Genomic DNA, 14,449 nt, shown 5'->3' on the forward strand with positions numbered 1-14,449 from the left:
AAGATAAAAAAGATTCACGGTATTTATGAACCGCACCATTTTGTCTTTAATGACTGTATCTTTGCCTTTAGTGCAGACAGGTCGTTAATCTCATGGAGATAAAACAGTCCAACTACAATATAATGGGAATTTGGCTTAACGTCTTCATTGAAGGTATCCGTAAAATAAAACTGCGGGTCTGCTGAATTATAAATTAAGGCATATGCATTATCAGGATTCGGAGCCGAGATGCATCCATTAAACAGATTTACAATCTCCTGATCAGTAAGCGCACATAAAAAGTGGCAGATTAGTTCATTCATGGTATTACTTGTAAAATTTATATTCAATTCCAAATTTAAACACCGATGCCGGCGTAGATCCGGTTGGGAAAAAACGGATAATTAAAGTATCGCTGTTTTTTTTAGCTGTGATCTTATAGCCTCTTTCTTCCATGTAGGTGGAGGTTTTGTCCTGAGCATCAATAATTTCAATTTTGGCAGGATTTTTTGAAACCTTAAATATGGAATTATGTGTGTTTTCAAATATAAAAATATTTCCCTGTTTTTCAACTGTAATGTAATCTGCAGAAGCGGTGTCCGAGCTCATGATGCGGTTAACTGCCCCTGCATTTAAATTATAAGTGGTTTCAACCATTTTGCCATAGCCCGGTTTCGAACTGCACGACATTATAACCGCCAGTATGGGCAGCAGCGTTTCTTTTTTCATTTAACCTTCTTTTACGTTAATAAAATATATCCTTCTGATCTAAAGTTTGATACACGATTTGAAATAAGATCAGGAATTAAATTTTCTCGGCATTATTGCCTGCTGTTTAAAGCACAACAGCAGATTTATTCTGTAAATATAGCCCTATAATAATCTCGAGGTTACGGTTTTCCGTATTACGCCAATTTTAAATTTATGGCTGAAGATACGAATATTCGTTCATATCTTCTGGATTTTTGGGTGAATCACCCAATGAAGAAAGCAGGTGGATTTTGATCCGCTAGTATCGGCAGAGCTTCTTTTCATTTCCCGCAGAAACGGGCATGGACTAAACAGCGGATTTAAAACTGCCGAATTTTAATTACTGTGCAGATCGTTTTTTTAGAAGGCTGGAATTAAAAAATTAGCTAACTTTAGGCATAAGAACTAATACAGTACAGTATGGATATTGATTATCAGGACCGTAATATTTTTGAAACGGATTATATTTTCAGGATACAGACCTTTGAGAAGTACCTGGAAAGCCCCGCCGCATCACAGCAGCATTATGCAGAGTATAAGGCGGGACTCATTCCCAACATATTTTACGCGCATAATATGAAGGATGTCCTGAGCCTCTTCAAAGAAGAATATGATGATATAAAGTCCGGACTCGAGCGCTATGAAACGGACGACAACAATGATTTTCCGATGCTCAAGTCCTACGTAAATACGGAAAGGAACCTGCGAAAAATATTGGACAAGGACCAGCTAAGAGACTATACCACACTGCTGGAACGCTCCTTTGACAGCCAGAAGACCGATGCAAAGGCCACAGCAGTGAGCCGTTTTTTTCTGTCCAGCCCGATATTGGAGAGCTATATCTATCAGATTGAGAAGGTTTTCGGGAAAGGCATCCTAGACTGATTTCGGATTTTCTGGTGAGATTTTCGGATCATATGCCGTCCTTTTAATCTCTTAATTTTCGATTTATGGAACTGCATTTTGAAGATTTAGCGCTGACCGTTAGAGCCGGAGAGCTGGACGTGCCTTACGGCCTGAGTGACGAGACCCTGTTTTTATCGGTCCGCAGCCATTTAGCCGGTGTGCTTGGTTTCGGAGGCACAGAAATTTTCTGTTTTGGACCGGCACCGGACAACACGGCAGACGGTCAGGATGAGCTGCTGGAGAACGGCATCTTCTACCGTATCATCGGATATGAAAAGAATCTTGGCATCGATCTGGAGAGTGCGGCGGATGAAATAATGAGCGCCTTCCATTTCTTGGTCGAAAATTTCGAGCCAAGATGGGCCACGATCTTCGTGGAGGAGGGATCCGCAAAAAGAGAGGTGACAATCGAGCTTCTGTATCAGGAAGTGTTCTGAAAATCGTTCCTCACTGCTGTTCTTTGCGCAAAAGGATCAAGCAGGCCAATTATAAATTTAAAATAGAGGAGAGATGAATCCAGAAGACGGCATTGAAAGATTTATCAGCGCGCAGCAGGACACCTACGCCCGGGCATTGGAAGAAATCAGAAGCGGACGCAAGCAGAGCCACTGGATGTGGTTTGTCTTCCCGCAGATCAGGGGTCTGGGTTTTACGGACTATAATGTATATTTTGGCCTAAAAGACCTGGACGAAGCCAGGGAATATCTTAACGATCCGGTGCTGGGCAAACGTCTTGTCGAGGTTTCACAGGCGGTCCTGGGACTGAACGGAAAAACCGCGCTGGAGATTTTCGGAAAGCCTGACCAGCGGAAGCTCAGGTCCTGCATGACGCTGTTCAGCAGGATTGCCGATGCGGATCCGGTCTTCGGAAAAGTGCTTCAGAAATACTATGGCGGCATTTTGGATGAGAAAACAATTTCCATTCTCGGGACTCAAAATTAGGTTCTAATGATTCTATCCAAACCTCACAGGTCGACGTAGATAATTTTTACCTTCTCGCGGTGCCCGTCGATCAGGCAATTTATCTCATTGCTCAGCTCCCTGTACTTGGCTGCCGACTCTTCCTTTTCCTGATTCTTTTCCATTTCCAGCCTATTGGTTTTTTCCTCGGGAGTTTCCTGGACCATCTGCCCCAATTCCATTTCGGTGCCTGGCTCGCCATCATTTTCCAGAGCCTCTTTCTGCTGCCACCTTAAGGCAGCTTTTGCCTCCCTGTGGCAGACGATGATGTAGTCTTTCAGCAGCCCGACACATCTTTGCACATGCTCGCCGAAGCCGCCGTCTTCGTCAAGGAGTTCATAGGGATAGGTGTAATTGATGATCTCCATTCGGGAATGAAGGTCAATTTTAAAGTATTCTATAAATTCAGAGTCTGTGACTCCGTTAAACTTATCGATTTCCATAGCAGTATCTGTTAGATTTGAAAGCCGACCAGGTTTCCCTGATAGGGAAAGGCGAAATCCTCGATTTTCACCGACTGGTCCAGCCATGCGGATTCGTCCTGTCGTTTGAGCATAATGGGCATTCTGAGCTTATGGTTATGGATGTACTGCATCAGGCCATTTGCTTTTGTGGTCACCATGGTGTAGGTGTTTTTAATTTCATTTGTTAGGGGATCCGTCCAGGAGGAATACAGGCCGGCAAACGTAAAGATTTCATCATCCTGCGAATTGATCTGGTACTTGTCCTTGCTTTTTCCCTTCTCATCATTCCAGTGCCATTCGTAATAGGCAGATGCGATTATCAGGCATCGGTTATGTGTTATATTCTTGAATGATGCTTTCTCGTCAATGGATTCAATGCGGGCATTGAGAGTGTTTTTCCTGAACTCGATGTCCTTTGCCCAGGAAGGCAGCAATCCCCAGGTGTAATCCGTTGTGATCAGATGCGGAGAGGAATTTAGTATCACAGGGATATTTGGATGGGAGAACCCGTTTATAAAATCCGACTGCAGATAGGTTTCCTCATTGTCGAGTTCCGCATTAAAGCGTCTTTTGAGATCTTCTATGGAGGCATTCTGCTGGGTATAATAACACATAATATTCCGTTTTAAAGGCTGTTTTAAAAATGTCTTATCCTGATTCTAATTTGCCCTTTTAAGGGCTTTAGTCTTTTTCATACGGCTTAAGTTTGAATAAACGATCTTATGGAATCTTACCCAATAGACATTAAACGCATCGAAAGGCTTATTAAAGAAAATGAAAAGCGAAAACAAAAGCTTAGAAAAAGAAACAGCAGAAAACTGATGTACGGCATGCTTGTTTTCCTCTTTCTGTTTCTGCTTTTCTATCAAATTTAGTTCATTCTTAGGACATTGCATAACTAAATATTCAAAATTTCATTCTGTGGCGCGGCAGATTAATTTCGTGATCCTGCGGATAAGGCTGGCGGTGGGTGCTGCTGACATCCTGTTTGATATTGTGCTGTGTGGAATACCTTTTTTCCGAGTCCGAATATCTCGGATCAGGTATAAATGGCATTTTCGCCATTCTGGAAATGGTGATCGTAGGGAAATGATAGTCAACTTCCACTGTGCCCAAAAGCAGGTAGCATCCGCCTCCCTGAAAAGGATTATTTACAAGACTGTCCGGGAAATGCGCCGTATCAAAATAGGCTCCCTCATGATCGATCCATGTCCCGAAATACATATTGCCCCTTTTTGTAGGCACCTGTTTTGTCGAGATGAGATAGGCAAGCATGCGAACTTCCTTCTTATGGTATTTTAACAAATCCCGAACCATCACATCCCCTCGGTATCTGGTTTTGAGCAGATCAAAAACGGTGCAGGAAACCGGGAAATTCAAAAGCTCGATTTCATCAAAGGCATCCTCAAAAATCGAGCGCTCCAGAACAGGCAGCTTAAATTCCTTTGCAGGCTGTTCAATGAGCATAAGCCCGCGATTTGCTGGCTTGAAATTATTCATCAAAAGGCTTACCTGCACCAGAAGCTGGTTTTTGGTTTTTCCCGTAAAACGGAAAGCGCCGATAAAAATAAGTGTCTTTACATTCTCAATTCCCATCGGCACCCTGTTTATAAAATCTTCCAGCGATTTATAGATGCCGTTTCTCTCGCGCTCAGCAGCGATGAACAGCGATAGTTTGGAATCCAGGCCCTGCAGGTGCATAAATCCCAGATAGATATCGGTGCCGTAAAGAGCGGTCTCGTATCCGCTTTTATTCACGCAGGGGGTATGGATAACAGCGCCGGCCATTCTGGCTTCGTGCACATAGATTTCAGTTCTGTAGAACCCTCCCTGATTATTGATTACGGCAACCATAAATTCAATAGGGTAGTGCACCTTCAGATAAAGGCTCTGGTAGCTCTCCACGGCATAGGATGCGGAGTGGGCCTTACAGAAGGAATAGCCTGCAAAGGATTCGATCTGGCGGTAGATTTCCTGGCTCAGCGCTTCGGGATGCCCTTTTGCGGCCGCCGAAATAAAAAAATCGTCCTTCACTTTCTGGAGCGCCGCTTTAGAGCGTCCCTTGCCCGACATGGCACGCCTTAGGATATCGCCGTCCGCTGCCGACAGCCCGCCGTAATGCAGGGCAATTTTGATCACGTCTTCCTGATACACCATAATGCCGTAGGTTTCTCCGAGCTCCTTTTCAAAGACCGGGTGAAAGTATTCAAATTTTGACGGGTTGTTATGGCGGAATATGTATTCCTTCATCATTCCCGACTGCGCCACTCCTGGACGGATGATCGAAGAGGCAGCAACAAGGGTTTTATAATTATCGCATTTCAGACGGCGCAAAAGCCCCCGCATCGCAGGGCTCTCGATATAGAAGCATCCTATGGTTCTCCCTTCGGCCAGATAGACGTTTGCGGAGGGTTCGTTTTTTGAGATTCTCGTGTCGCGGATATTGATCCGGATTCCTCTGTTCTTCTCAATAATCTTCACGGTATCGTCAATATGCCCGATGCCCCGCTGGCTGAGGATGTCAAACTTGTCAAAACCGATATCCTCTGCCGTATGCATATCAAAGAGCACAATGGGGAATCCTTTCGGGGGCATTTCCAGAGGGGTGTAATTGGTCAGCGGCTCTTCGGAAATCAATATCCCGCAGGAATGCATGCTTCTCATATTGGGGTATTTTTCGAGCATCATGCCGTATTCCTGAACCAGCTTTACAATTGAGTTGGTCTGGTGGAGCTTCATTGGATTTTTCGCCAGCATATCCAGCTCGTCTTTAGGCAGGCCGAAGACCTTTCCGACCTCGCGGAAAATCGAGCGGTATTTGAATTCAACATTAGTCCCGCAGAATGCCACATAGTCGCTTCCGTATCGGTTTGAGATGTATTTCAGGATCACATCGCGCTCTTTCCACGACCAGTCGATATCGAAGTCGGGAGGGCTTTTGCGGTTCTCATTCAAAAAGCGCTCGAAATACAGGTCAAGCTCCAATGGGCAGATGTCGGTTATTCCCAGACAGTAGGCAATGATGCTGTTCGCGCCCGAGCCCCTTCCGATATGAAGGAAGCCGCAGAAGGTGCTGTAGCGTATGATGTCCCAGGTGATCAGAAAGTAGCCGCTGAATTCAAGGTCATTGATGACTTTCAGCTCTTTCTCCACACGCGCTTTTGCTTCTGCATTATGGCGCCCATATCTCCGTACCAGGCCTTCTTCGGCAAGGGTGGTCAGAAGGGCAATATCCCCTTTTTTACTTTTGGTGTAATGCCTTTTGTTTTTCGGACTTTCAAAATCGTACTGAAAATTACAGCGCTCGATGATATGCCTTGTATTCTGGATGATTTCGGGATAATCTTCATACAGTGCGATAAGTTCCGCTTCCGGAATCATCACATCCGATTTGCCGCACCAGTGGTCAGGTTCGAGTTTGGAGAGAAGCTCATTGAGGTCAACCGCGCGCAGGATCCTGTGCAGGTTGTATTCCCTTTTGGTGCGGAATACCACCGGCTGGAGGATCACCATTTCGGCGCGGCGTCTTCTCCACTGCGATACGACGAGCTTCTGCAGCTGGTCGGGACGTATGCCTATGTATTCATTATGCCGCAGCTCGTCGGGCGCATTTTCCAGAGGATAGATGATGAAAACATCCGAGAAGAACGGCGCTGTTTCGGGGAGCGGCTTCTTTTCAAAGTTATGTTCGGTCAGAAAGCGGTTCATCTGGGCGAGCCCCACGGCATTCTGCGCAAGGCCGATATAGCGCAATTTATGGCTGCAGCGGAATTCTATCCCGACAAGCGGTTTTATGCCTAGAGCCTGGCAGCCTTTTATAAAATCATAAATCCCTGTAACGGTATTGATATCGGTCAAGGCTGCCGCCGTGACACCGCAATCCGCTGCCTGCCTGATCAGATCATCCAGCGGTATGGTGCCGTAGCGCAGGGAATGGAATGAGTGGCAGTTGAGAAACATGATTTATTTTTTTCGTTTTAAAATTTCGTCTTTGTTATTGGACTTGAAAGATGCACCGGCGCATCTCATCACGGCATCAAAGCCGTAGCGGCTCTTCATTCGGTCCATTGCCTGATACAGGGCAAGCATCTCCTCGGTGTCATTGAACAGGTCGATCTGGTAGGTTCCCCTGACAAGGCCGCTGAAGCGCACACCGATTAGGCGCAGCCTCATCCTTCGCTGGTAGAGCTTCTCAAAGAGATCTGCGACTGTCTGGTTCAGGATATGGTCGGCCGAGGTATACTGCACACGGGACTGTTTGGTTTCGGTATCAAAGTTGGCATAGCGTATTTTGACGGTCACAGTCGAGGCGAGCCACTCTTCTGCGCGCAGCTGGTAGGCCAGCTTTTCGACCATTCCCTGCAGGATCCTGCTGAGTTTCAGTATATCAATCGTGTCCTGGGAGAAGGTGTGCTCGGTGGAAATGGACTTTCTTTCCGTGTAGGGCTCCACAGGGGTGTTGTCGATGCCGTTGGCTTTCTTCCAGAGTTCTGTTCCGTTTTTGCCGATCATCTGTTGCAGGGACTCGGCGGGCATTTCGGAGAGCGTGCGGATGGTGCGGATGCCGATGCGCGAAAGAAGCTCAAAGGTTTTCTGCCCCACCATGGGGATCTTGCGGATGGAGAGCGGGTTCAGGAAGGACTGCACCAGATGCTCGGGGATTTCAAGGTTCTGCTTCTGCTTGCCTTCGCCCGTGCCGATTTTCGATACGGTCTTGTTGACCGAAAGGGCAAAGGTGAGGGGCAGGCCCGTTTCCTTTGTGATTCGCTGCGCCAGCTCATCGGTCCATTTGTAGCTTCCGTAGAAACGGTCCATGCCGGTGATGTCGAGATAGAATTCATCGATGCTGGCCTTTTCCACCACGGGCGCCTTTTCCTGGATGATTTCGGTAATGTCATGGGAGAGCCTCGAGTAGAGCTCCATGTCGCCCTTCATGATTTTGGCCTGAGGGCAGAGCTTCATGGCCATGTGTATGGGCATGGCCGAACGCACCCCGAATTTACGGGCTTCGTAGGAGCAGGATGCCACAACGCCCCTGTCCCCGCCGCCTATGATCAGCGGAATGCCGTTAAGTTCTGAATTGGAAAGCCTTTCGCACGATACGAAAAAGGTGTTCATGTCGATATGCACAATTGCCCTGCTCATGGTCTGTTCATTTTTATACAGATCAAAATTAGTACAGATAATAACATTTTATAAAAGTTATCATGTTACAAATAGCAACAATTTTAAAAAAGCCTTATTTTTCAGCAGGTATTCATAAAAGAAAAAAGAGGCCGGAAAGGCTTTATTCAGAATTTACGGCATAGGGAATTCTGAAAAGAATGCTGTTTTTATTTTTAAAAGGATTAAATGACTTTAAAAAAAAACGTTATAAAGTGTTATTGCTTCTATAATTTTCAATCTTTTGCTTCAATTGCTGAAAATTATGCAGGTAAATTCCGTATATTTAAGGTCTGTTAACCGCTAAACGGATATAATTCGATTATTTATCGATTTTCAATTCTTACGTACCTGATATGTATTTTTTGCAGATTCTTAGATTCTTGTCTTCTGCAGCAGCATAAAGCATGAAACCATGTCGCAAATATATAATTCCAAAAAGATTATCTATCTGGCAGATGACGATGAGGACGACAGGCTGCTGTTCCTCGATGCCGTTCAGGAGCTCAGCCTTCCAGTGACTGTCAATACAGCCGAAGACGGGCAGCAGCTTCTGAGTGCCCTTAATCAGGCGGTCGAAGGTCTTCCTGAAATTATTTTTCTGGACATCAACATGCCCGTTAAAAACGGTTTCGAATGCCTTGAGGAAATACGGCGGGGAACGCTGCCGTTCAGCGGCGTAAAAGTGATTATGCTTTCCACCAGCAGCAATGCTGAAAACATAAACCGCTCCTATGGTCTGGGAGCCGATTATTATGCCGTGAAGCCTAGCACATTCAAGGCCCTTAAAGATCTTCTGCAGAGCATAATGGAAATGGACTGGAGCATTGCGGGAAGAAACAAAGCAGAATTCCTTCTGGTTTGAGAAGGAGTCGATCATAAAAAAATACAGCCCTGCAGTTCACACTTCAGGGCTGTTATTTTATAAATGAAAGCCGATTTTAAACAGCGGCTTCTTCTGAAAGCGCCTGATCAGAGGCATTTTCCTGAATATTATTCGCAGCTGCTTCCCGTGCCGGAGCCTGCAGCGCGGCAGTCTTTTTAATTAGAATATAAAAATCCCTGAGATGCCACCATGCCGGGCAGCGGTCCACAGGTCCGCTGAAGTTTCTGATGGTGCTGTAGCAGCTCCTGAGAAAAACCTGCGTATCGGTAATATTTGCCCATTCAGTCAGTCTTACTTCCTTCGGCGGTGGATTGCTTTCAAAATAGCGTTTTATTTCTTCGTGGTTCATGCCGCAAATTTAGGCAAAAAGCCCCGCTCATCCAAGGGCAGAAAAGAAACATGGCGCTTGATATGCTGCGGATTCATCCGGTTTTCCAGCAACGTTTTGATAGCCAATTGCATGCGGTTTGCTAAAAGTCGGCCCCATTTTAATGCCTTAAGAATATTTCTTTAAGACCTAGCAGTGAGGAGGCAGAAGAATACTTATAGGAAAAATAGACCATTTTTTATAAATAATGGATGAATTTTCATAATAATCACTCAATACATTTGATCTAATTTGGCACTTTGAAAATGTACCGCAGACTCAGCCATTTTCTGCAAGAAGCAAAATTGCTCAGAATTTAAAGGAATATGCTGTACAGCAAAAGTATTGGACATGAAAATATCAGATTCTCTTAAAGGTATTATAGTTGAAACGATCTGCCTGCTTTATATACTTCTTTTTGTGTATGCGGCCTTGAGCAAGCTGCTGGATTTTGAAAATTTCCAAGTTCAAATCGGTCAATCGCCTTTGATAAGTGCACATGCATCGTGGATAGGTTATGCTGTTCCAATAGTGGAATTAATTGCAGTGGTGATGTTAACAGTATCTCGATTAAGAAAAGCTGCTTTAAGACTATCACTGGCGCTTATGACCACGTTCACCGCTTATATATTTATAGTGCTGCACTACAGTTCATTTGTACCATGCTCATGCGGAGGGATATTAGAAAAAATGAGCTGGAATGTCCATCTGATTTTTAATATAGTGTTTATTTTATTGGCAATAGTGGCGATGCTGCTTCATGAAAAACTGGATCAGCAAATTTCTAACCGGGATTACAGCCGTAGTTTGAAATGGATTGCTGGCATTATTGCATCAGGAACCGCAATAGTAATTTTTTTATTTATCTGGTCAGAACAGATGATGCATTATGAAAATCCTTTTATTAGGCGTTACCCGCGCCATGCGGTAATGTTTAATAGCAAATTGGACTTAAAATTTAACTCTTATTATTTTGCAGGGATTACTAATGGACGTATTTATCTGGGCAATTCTACAGCACCGCTTCAGCTTTTATCTGCAGATACAAACTTGAAAAATAAAAAGGTTGAACGGATCATATTCACTGAAAAAAATGTACTATTTCAAAGGCCATTAATAAGGGTTATGGATCAATGCCTTTATTTGATAGACGGTTCTGTTCCAGCAGTTTTCAACGGAAGCTTAAAAGACTTGAACGTACCTAAAAAATTCAATGGGCTGCCTTATTTTGATCAGGCAGAACCTTTGGACAGCAGCAGAATAGTGCTTCGATCAAACAAGGGAAAGGATCTTGCCAACATCATTGGGGTCTTTGATAATGAAAAGTCCAAGTCAAACTATAATCCAAAGTTGCTGCAAAAGCAAATCGACGGTGTTTTTGATACGGATGGTAGGCTTTTGTATGACGAAACCAGCCAAAAAATAGTGTACGTCTATTTTTACCGCAATCAGTTTATCACTGCGGGAAAAAATGCTGAACTGATTTCTCGGATTCATACCATCGATACCACAAGCCATGCAAAGTTAAAAGTTTCTTATCTGAAAAATAGCACGGAAAGAAAAATGTCAGCTCCTCCTTATATAGTGAATGCGGGTGCAGCCGTGCATAATAATCTTGTTTTCATTTATTCGAAAATCAAAGGGAGATTTCAGGATGAAAAGACCTGGGATCAGGCTTTTATAATTGATGTTTATGACGTTAATAAACAGTCTTATTTAATGAGTTTTCCAATTTACAAGATCAAAAATGAAAAGCTAAAAAGCATTATGGTAACTAAAAACCAGTTGTATGCTATTATAGGCAGTTCGTTAGTGCTTTATGACTTAAAGACAATTCTTAAAAAAGAAATTAAAAGTGCTGAATAAAATAAAAGTCAGCCATTATGATATACCGGCCGGTATCAGGATATAAAGATCGAACACCTGTAGAAAAAAGTAGATCAGAGTTTTAATTTAATATTTATTATTATGAAAACGCAATTTTTAAAAAACGTTATTCCATTTGGTGTGATAGCACTTGGGCTTTCAGGAGCCTTTGTAACTACTTCAATGCAAAAAGCTTCGGCGGCTTCCCTTCAGATAGGTTATCAGCTGGATGCTTTTGGTGAATGCAGCAATAACACTGCTAACTGTGAGACCGAGGAAAATCAATTTGTCTGCCGAATCAATGGGACAACAGGAGCACAGGCCTGGGGAAAAGACAACAATGGAGACTGTGTGGTGAAACTTTACCGTCCCGAATAATCAAATTGAATTATTAACCATATAAGGATGCCGTTCCAGTGGAACGGCATTTTTTAAATTCAGTCAAATTAGAGTGTCCCTGCACGAATCCACTCAGCATCTTTTTGATCCTTCAGATAATAATCAAACCATTGCAGAAGGCGGATGGATAGATCTTTCTGATTCACTGGTTCCAGAAGGGTATGGTCTTCTCCGGGATACTGAAGAAAAATGCATTTCTTGCCCAGCCTGCGGAGTGCCAAGTAGTATTCCATACTTTGGAAAGGATCCACCTGAGTGTCTTCTTTTCCGCTCCACATAAGCAGGGGGATCTTTAAATTTGTGACTGACTCCAAAGGAGAATTGCGATCAAAATCCTGACGATGGCTGAACGGCGTTTTTTTTCCCATGCGCCATCCTCCACTGGAAAAACGCCACATTTCGGGCATGCGCATATTGACACCAAAAGTCAAAAATCTACGGGTAAGGTCAAAAATACCTCCACTGGCCACGGCGGTGGCGAACAGATCCGAATGATTGATGATAAATCCCGTCTCATACCCTCCGAATGAATGTCCAATCAGAGCTATTCTTTTGGAATCCACAAGCCCCATTTCAATTATTTTCTTTGTCCCAGATTCAACGCAGTCAAGTGCTGACAATCCCACGTTTTCATTTTCATGGACTATATCCGGGCTGAATACAAAATAGCCTTCTGAGGTAAAAATTGTAAAGTTATAACCTGGTTCATTAAGCAGTGTCGGATTGCTATACTGATGCAGTGTATGAGACTGTTTTTCATATATATGAACGATCATTGGATAATCCTCGGACGGATTATAGCCGGCAGGGTAGTATAATACCCCTTTTAGGTTCTGTTTTTTTGAATTCTGAAATCTGATCAGCTCGGTTTTTCCCCACAAATAATTTTCCTGCTGCGGGTTGCTCTGCACTACGACATGAGTTTCCCTATCATTTTTTTTAGAAATTATCCTTGGGGGCAGATTAAATTTCTGCTCAACCATAATTGCAGTTTTGGTTTTAGCATTGAAAATAAATCTATCAATATAGGAATCTGTAAAGAATATTTCTTTTTCTCCCTTATTCTGGCTCCAATGCCAGTAACCAGTCTTTCCGTCATCTCCTAATGCACTAAGGAAGAGTCCTTTGTTCAGATCAAAATCTTCATTAAGCGGAGCATCATATAGTATTCTTTTATTGTTTGGCCTATCGCTTTGAATACGGAATCTGATTTTTTTCTCTCTGCCATGGGTGAGGCGTACTGCAGAACTGCCATCAGGCTTTAGAGCCCAGATATCAAATTCATCGTACAAAAGGATTTCATTGTCCTTACTGCTCCAGCCAGGATTTCCAAAGGGACCGTCCGATGCCAGTAGATTTACTTTTCCGTAAAATGGATATTTAAGTTTTCCGCTTAAATTAGTATGTGTTTTTCTTTTAACGTCGTAAGCCCACCAGTAATTGTTTTTAAAGTAAGAAATGTACTTTCCAGTCGGCGAACTATAGATAAGGTTTAGATCAGCAGATTGTTTTAAAAGAAGCGTGTCTTTTTCAAAACTATCCAGGTCCAATAGGTAGTAATCCCTTGGACCGTGATGTTCATACTGAGGTTCATACTGCTTAGGATTTGAAAGTACCGCATAGCTCAAATCACGACCAAGCATAACTGAAGGGAAAGCCTCAGATGTTATGGGAGTTACCGATTGACTCTTAGGGTTCCAGAGCATTAATTTGGGGCTTAAGTCAAATCTGCCATAGCGCTGGTTCTGGCCGTAAACCCATTTGTCATTCCAATTCCATATTTCAACATTAGATTTATCACTGCTGGCACTTATTGTATTGTTTCCTCTAATAGTAAACAGCACTTTTTCCAGATTATCAGAAATTAATATTGGATCTAATGCCGAGGTGCTGATTTTGCTTTCTGTCTTCAGGGCGTTTTCACTGCTGAAATCAAGAACATAGAGCCTGTTGAGAGGAATTGCATAGAAAAATAAGGATTCAGAAGTTTTTGCGCTTAATCTGCTATTGAAAACCAATCCCCTGCTATCTTTATTCCACGCTAAAAACTTATAATCAGCCATTTTGCTTTCAGCCATACTTTTTATGAGCTGTCCCTTGCGAAGGTCAAAAAGCATAGCAGAATTTACTCCGTCTTTTAAAACGGAATAAGCAAGCAGTAATCCGTCTGGACTCAAGGAGAAATCTGTCGCAGCGGTTATCTCATTTTTTCTTCTTGCCAATGGGCTTGCAATTATAAGTTTTTCACTTTTGCCCTTTTCTTTAATTAGGATAATAAATTTGTTCAATTCAGAGGAGTAGTCATATCGGATTACATCTTCAAAACTCTCCCTTCTGCCCGATATGGGGTCAAGTATATTCAGCTCATTTTTGTCCATAAAAGCGAAGAAGCTTTCTTTTGTAAAAAGTGATTTTGAGCCGGAAGGAAAAGCATAATTTTTATTGCTCGAGGCATTTGTGATAAACAGTGTATCTGCACCGTTCTCATACTGGAGCCCATAGCTTATCCACTCTGAATTGGGTGAAAATTTATCTAATGCAAGCTGTCCCCATAGCCTGTAATCATCAAAGTTAAGTTTTCTTTTTTGCACAGCTTGTCCCGAAGCGGGACAGGTTACTATTAATGGCAAAATAAAAAAAACATGAGCTAAAGCTCTAAAAAAGGTCATTGTAAAACTATTTTTATCAGTGCGAATCATGATTATGACT

At 43.1% G+C, this 14,449-nt stretch carries 14 protein-coding genes; 6 read left to right on the forward strand and 8 right to left on the reverse strand.

Annotation, left to right across the window (positions count from 1 at the left end; genetic code table 11):
* Nucleotides 1-23: 23 nt before the first annotated feature.
* Nucleotides 24-302 (reverse strand): hypothetical protein, encoded by a 279-nt coding sequence (locus AC1Q5Z_RS05390; protein ID WP_123902595.1) that lies wholly within the window; start codon nt 300-302, stop codon nt 24-26.
* Nucleotides 303-306: 4 nt separating this feature from the next.
* Nucleotides 307-708, reverse strand: coding sequence for a hypothetical protein (locus AC1Q5Z_RS05395; RefSeq protein ID WP_041515745.1), 402 nt, complete (start codon nt 706-708; stop codon nt 307-309).
* Between the two features lie 441 nt (nt 709-1,149).
* Here AC1Q5Z_RS05395 and AC1Q5Z_RS05400 point away from each other — a divergent pair, with 441 nt between their 5' ends.
* The 3 genes from AC1Q5Z_RS05400 to AC1Q5Z_RS05410 all read left to right on the forward strand — a co-directional run bounded on the left by AC1Q5Z_RS05400 (nt 1,150) and on the right by AC1Q5Z_RS05410 (nt 2,577).
* Nucleotides 1,150-1,614: a hypothetical protein gene (locus AC1Q5Z_RS05400; RefSeq protein WP_041515746.1), complete on the forward strand. Its 465-nt coding sequence runs from the start codon at nt 1,150-1,152 to the stop codon at nt 1,612-1,614.
* A gap of 65 nt (nt 1,615-1,679) precedes the next feature.
* Entirely contained in the window at nt 1,680-2,072 is a 393-nt protein-coding gene (locus AC1Q5Z_RS05405) for a hypothetical protein (RefSeq protein ID WP_041515747.1), read from the forward strand.
* Nucleotides 2,073-2,145: 73 nt separating this feature from the next.
* The gene (locus tag AC1Q5Z_RS05410) at nt 2,146-2,577 is read left to right on the forward strand and encodes a DUF1810 domain-containing protein (protein WP_041515748.1); all 432 of its coding nucleotides are present in this window, start codon (nt 2,146-2,148) and stop codon (nt 2,575-2,577) included.
* Between the two features lie 23 nt (nt 2,578-2,600).
* Here AC1Q5Z_RS05410 and AC1Q5Z_RS05415 read toward each other — a convergent pair whose 3' ends face one another.
* From AC1Q5Z_RS05415 to dinB, 4 genes are all read right to left on the reverse strand, one after another.
* Nucleotides 2,601-3,038 carry a hypothetical protein gene (locus AC1Q5Z_RS05415; RefSeq protein WP_041515749.1) on the reverse strand — a complete coding sequence of 146 codons (438 nt, stop codon included), beginning with the start codon at nt 3,036-3,038 and terminating at the stop codon, nt 2,601-2,603.
* 11 nt (nt 3,039-3,049) lie between these two features.
* Nucleotides 3,050-3,673: an SOS response-associated peptidase gene (locus AC1Q5Z_RS05420; RefSeq protein WP_041515750.1), complete on the reverse strand. Its 624-nt coding sequence runs from the start codon at nt 3,671-3,673 to the stop codon at nt 3,050-3,052.
* A gap of 292 nt (nt 3,674-3,965) precedes the next feature.
* Nucleotides 3,966-7,019, reverse strand: a complete 3,054-nt coding sequence (locus AC1Q5Z_RS05425; RefSeq protein ID WP_041515752.1) for a DNA polymerase III subunit alpha — start codon at nt 7,017-7,019, stop codon at nt 3,966-3,968.
* Nucleotides 7,020-7,022: 3 nt separating this feature from the next.
* Entirely contained in the window at nt 7,023-8,204 is a 1,182-nt protein-coding gene (dinB, locus tag AC1Q5Z_RS05430; RefSeq protein WP_084607889.1) for a DNA polymerase IV, read from the reverse strand.
* Nucleotides 8,205-8,637: 433 nt separating this feature from the next.
* Here dinB and AC1Q5Z_RS05435 point away from each other — a divergent pair, with 433 nt between their 5' ends.
* Nucleotides 8,638-9,087, forward strand: coding sequence for a response regulator (locus tag AC1Q5Z_RS05435; protein ID WP_041515754.1), 450 nt, complete (start codon nt 8,638-8,640; stop codon nt 9,085-9,087).
* Nucleotides 9,088-9,163: 76 nt separating this feature from the next.
* On the opposite strand, the gene AC1Q5Z_RS05440 is transcribed toward AC1Q5Z_RS05435, so the two are convergent.
* Entirely contained in the window at nt 9,164-9,457 is a 294-nt protein-coding gene (locus AC1Q5Z_RS05440; protein ID WP_041515755.1) for a DUF6965 family protein, read from the reverse strand.
* 369 nt (nt 9,458-9,826) lie between these two features.
* Between AC1Q5Z_RS05440 and AC1Q5Z_RS05445 the strand changes: the two genes are divergently transcribed.
* Nucleotides 9,827-11,341 (forward strand): MauE/DoxX family redox-associated membrane protein, encoded by a 1,515-nt coding sequence (locus AC1Q5Z_RS05445; protein WP_041515756.1) that lies wholly within the window; start codon nt 9,827-9,829, stop codon nt 11,339-11,341.
* A gap of 102 nt (nt 11,342-11,443) precedes the next feature.
* Nucleotides 11,444-11,719, forward strand: a complete 276-nt coding sequence (locus AC1Q5Z_RS05450) for a hypothetical protein (RefSeq protein ID WP_041515757.1) — start codon at nt 11,444-11,446, stop codon at nt 11,717-11,719.
* A 68-nt stretch (nt 11,720-11,787) separates the two neighbouring features.
* Here the strand turns inward: AC1Q5Z_RS05450 and AC1Q5Z_RS05455 are convergent, their stop codons facing one another.
* Nucleotides 11,788-14,409 carry an alpha/beta hydrolase family protein gene (locus tag AC1Q5Z_RS05455; protein ID WP_041515758.1) on the reverse strand — a complete coding sequence of 874 codons (2,622 nt, stop codon included), beginning with the start codon at nt 14,407-14,409 and terminating at the stop codon, nt 11,788-11,790.
* Nucleotides 14,410-14,449: the final 40 nt, after the last annotated feature.

It is taken from the genome of Flavobacterium sp. GW823-FHT06G12 (assembly GCF_058794775.1).

What these genes read in the sequence shown, in the direction of transcription:
- AC1Q5Z_RS05390 (WP_123902595.1), bottom strand. Translation starts at nt 302, where the DNA reads ATGAATGAACTAATCTGCCACTTTTTATGTGCGCTTACTGATCAGGAG.
- AC1Q5Z_RS05395 (WP_041515745.1), bottom strand. Translation starts at nt 708, where the DNA reads ATGAAAAAAGAAACGCTGCTGCCCATACTGGCGGTTATAATGTCGTGC.
- AC1Q5Z_RS05400 (WP_041515746.1), top strand. Translation starts at nt 1,150, where the DNA reads ATGGATATTGATTATCAGGACCGTAATATTTTTGAAACGGATTATATT.
- AC1Q5Z_RS05405 (WP_041515747.1), top strand. Translation starts at nt 1,680, where the DNA reads ATGGAACTGCATTTTGAAGATTTAGCGCTGACCGTTAGAGCCGGAGAG.
- AC1Q5Z_RS05410 (WP_041515748.1), top strand. Translation starts at nt 2,146, where the DNA reads ATGAATCCAGAAGACGGCATTGAAAGATTTATCAGCGCGCAGCAGGAC.
- AC1Q5Z_RS05415 (WP_041515749.1), bottom strand. Translation starts at nt 3,038, where the DNA reads ATGGAAATCGATAAGTTTAACGGAGTCACAGACTCTGAATTTATAGAA.
- AC1Q5Z_RS05420 (WP_041515750.1), bottom strand. Translation starts at nt 3,673, where the DNA reads ATGTGTTATTATACCCAGCAGAATGCCTCCATAGAAGATCTCAAAAGA.
- AC1Q5Z_RS05425 (WP_041515752.1), bottom strand. Translation starts at nt 7,019, where the DNA reads ATGTTTCTCAACTGCCACTCATTCCATTCCCTGCGCTACGGCACCATA.
- dinB (WP_084607889.1), bottom strand. Translation starts at nt 8,204, where the DNA reads ATGAGCAGGGCAATTGTGCATATCGACATGAACACCTTTTTCGTATCG.
- AC1Q5Z_RS05435 (WP_041515754.1), top strand. Translation starts at nt 8,638, where the DNA reads ATGTCGCAAATATATAATTCCAAAAAGATTATCTATCTGGCAGATGAC.
- AC1Q5Z_RS05440 (WP_041515755.1), bottom strand. Translation starts at nt 9,457, where the DNA reads ATGAACCACGAAGAAATAAAACGCTATTTTGAAAGCAATCCACCGCCG.
- AC1Q5Z_RS05445 (WP_041515756.1), top strand. Translation starts at nt 9,827, where the DNA reads ATGAAAATATCAGATTCTCTTAAAGGTATTATAGTTGAAACGATCTGC.
- AC1Q5Z_RS05450 (WP_041515757.1), top strand. Translation starts at nt 11,444, where the DNA reads ATGAAAACGCAATTTTTAAAAAACGTTATTCCATTTGGTGTGATAGCA.
- AC1Q5Z_RS05455 (WP_041515758.1), bottom strand. Translation starts at nt 14,409, where the DNA reads ATGACCTTTTTTAGAGCTTTAGCTCATGTTTTTTTTATTTTGCCATTA.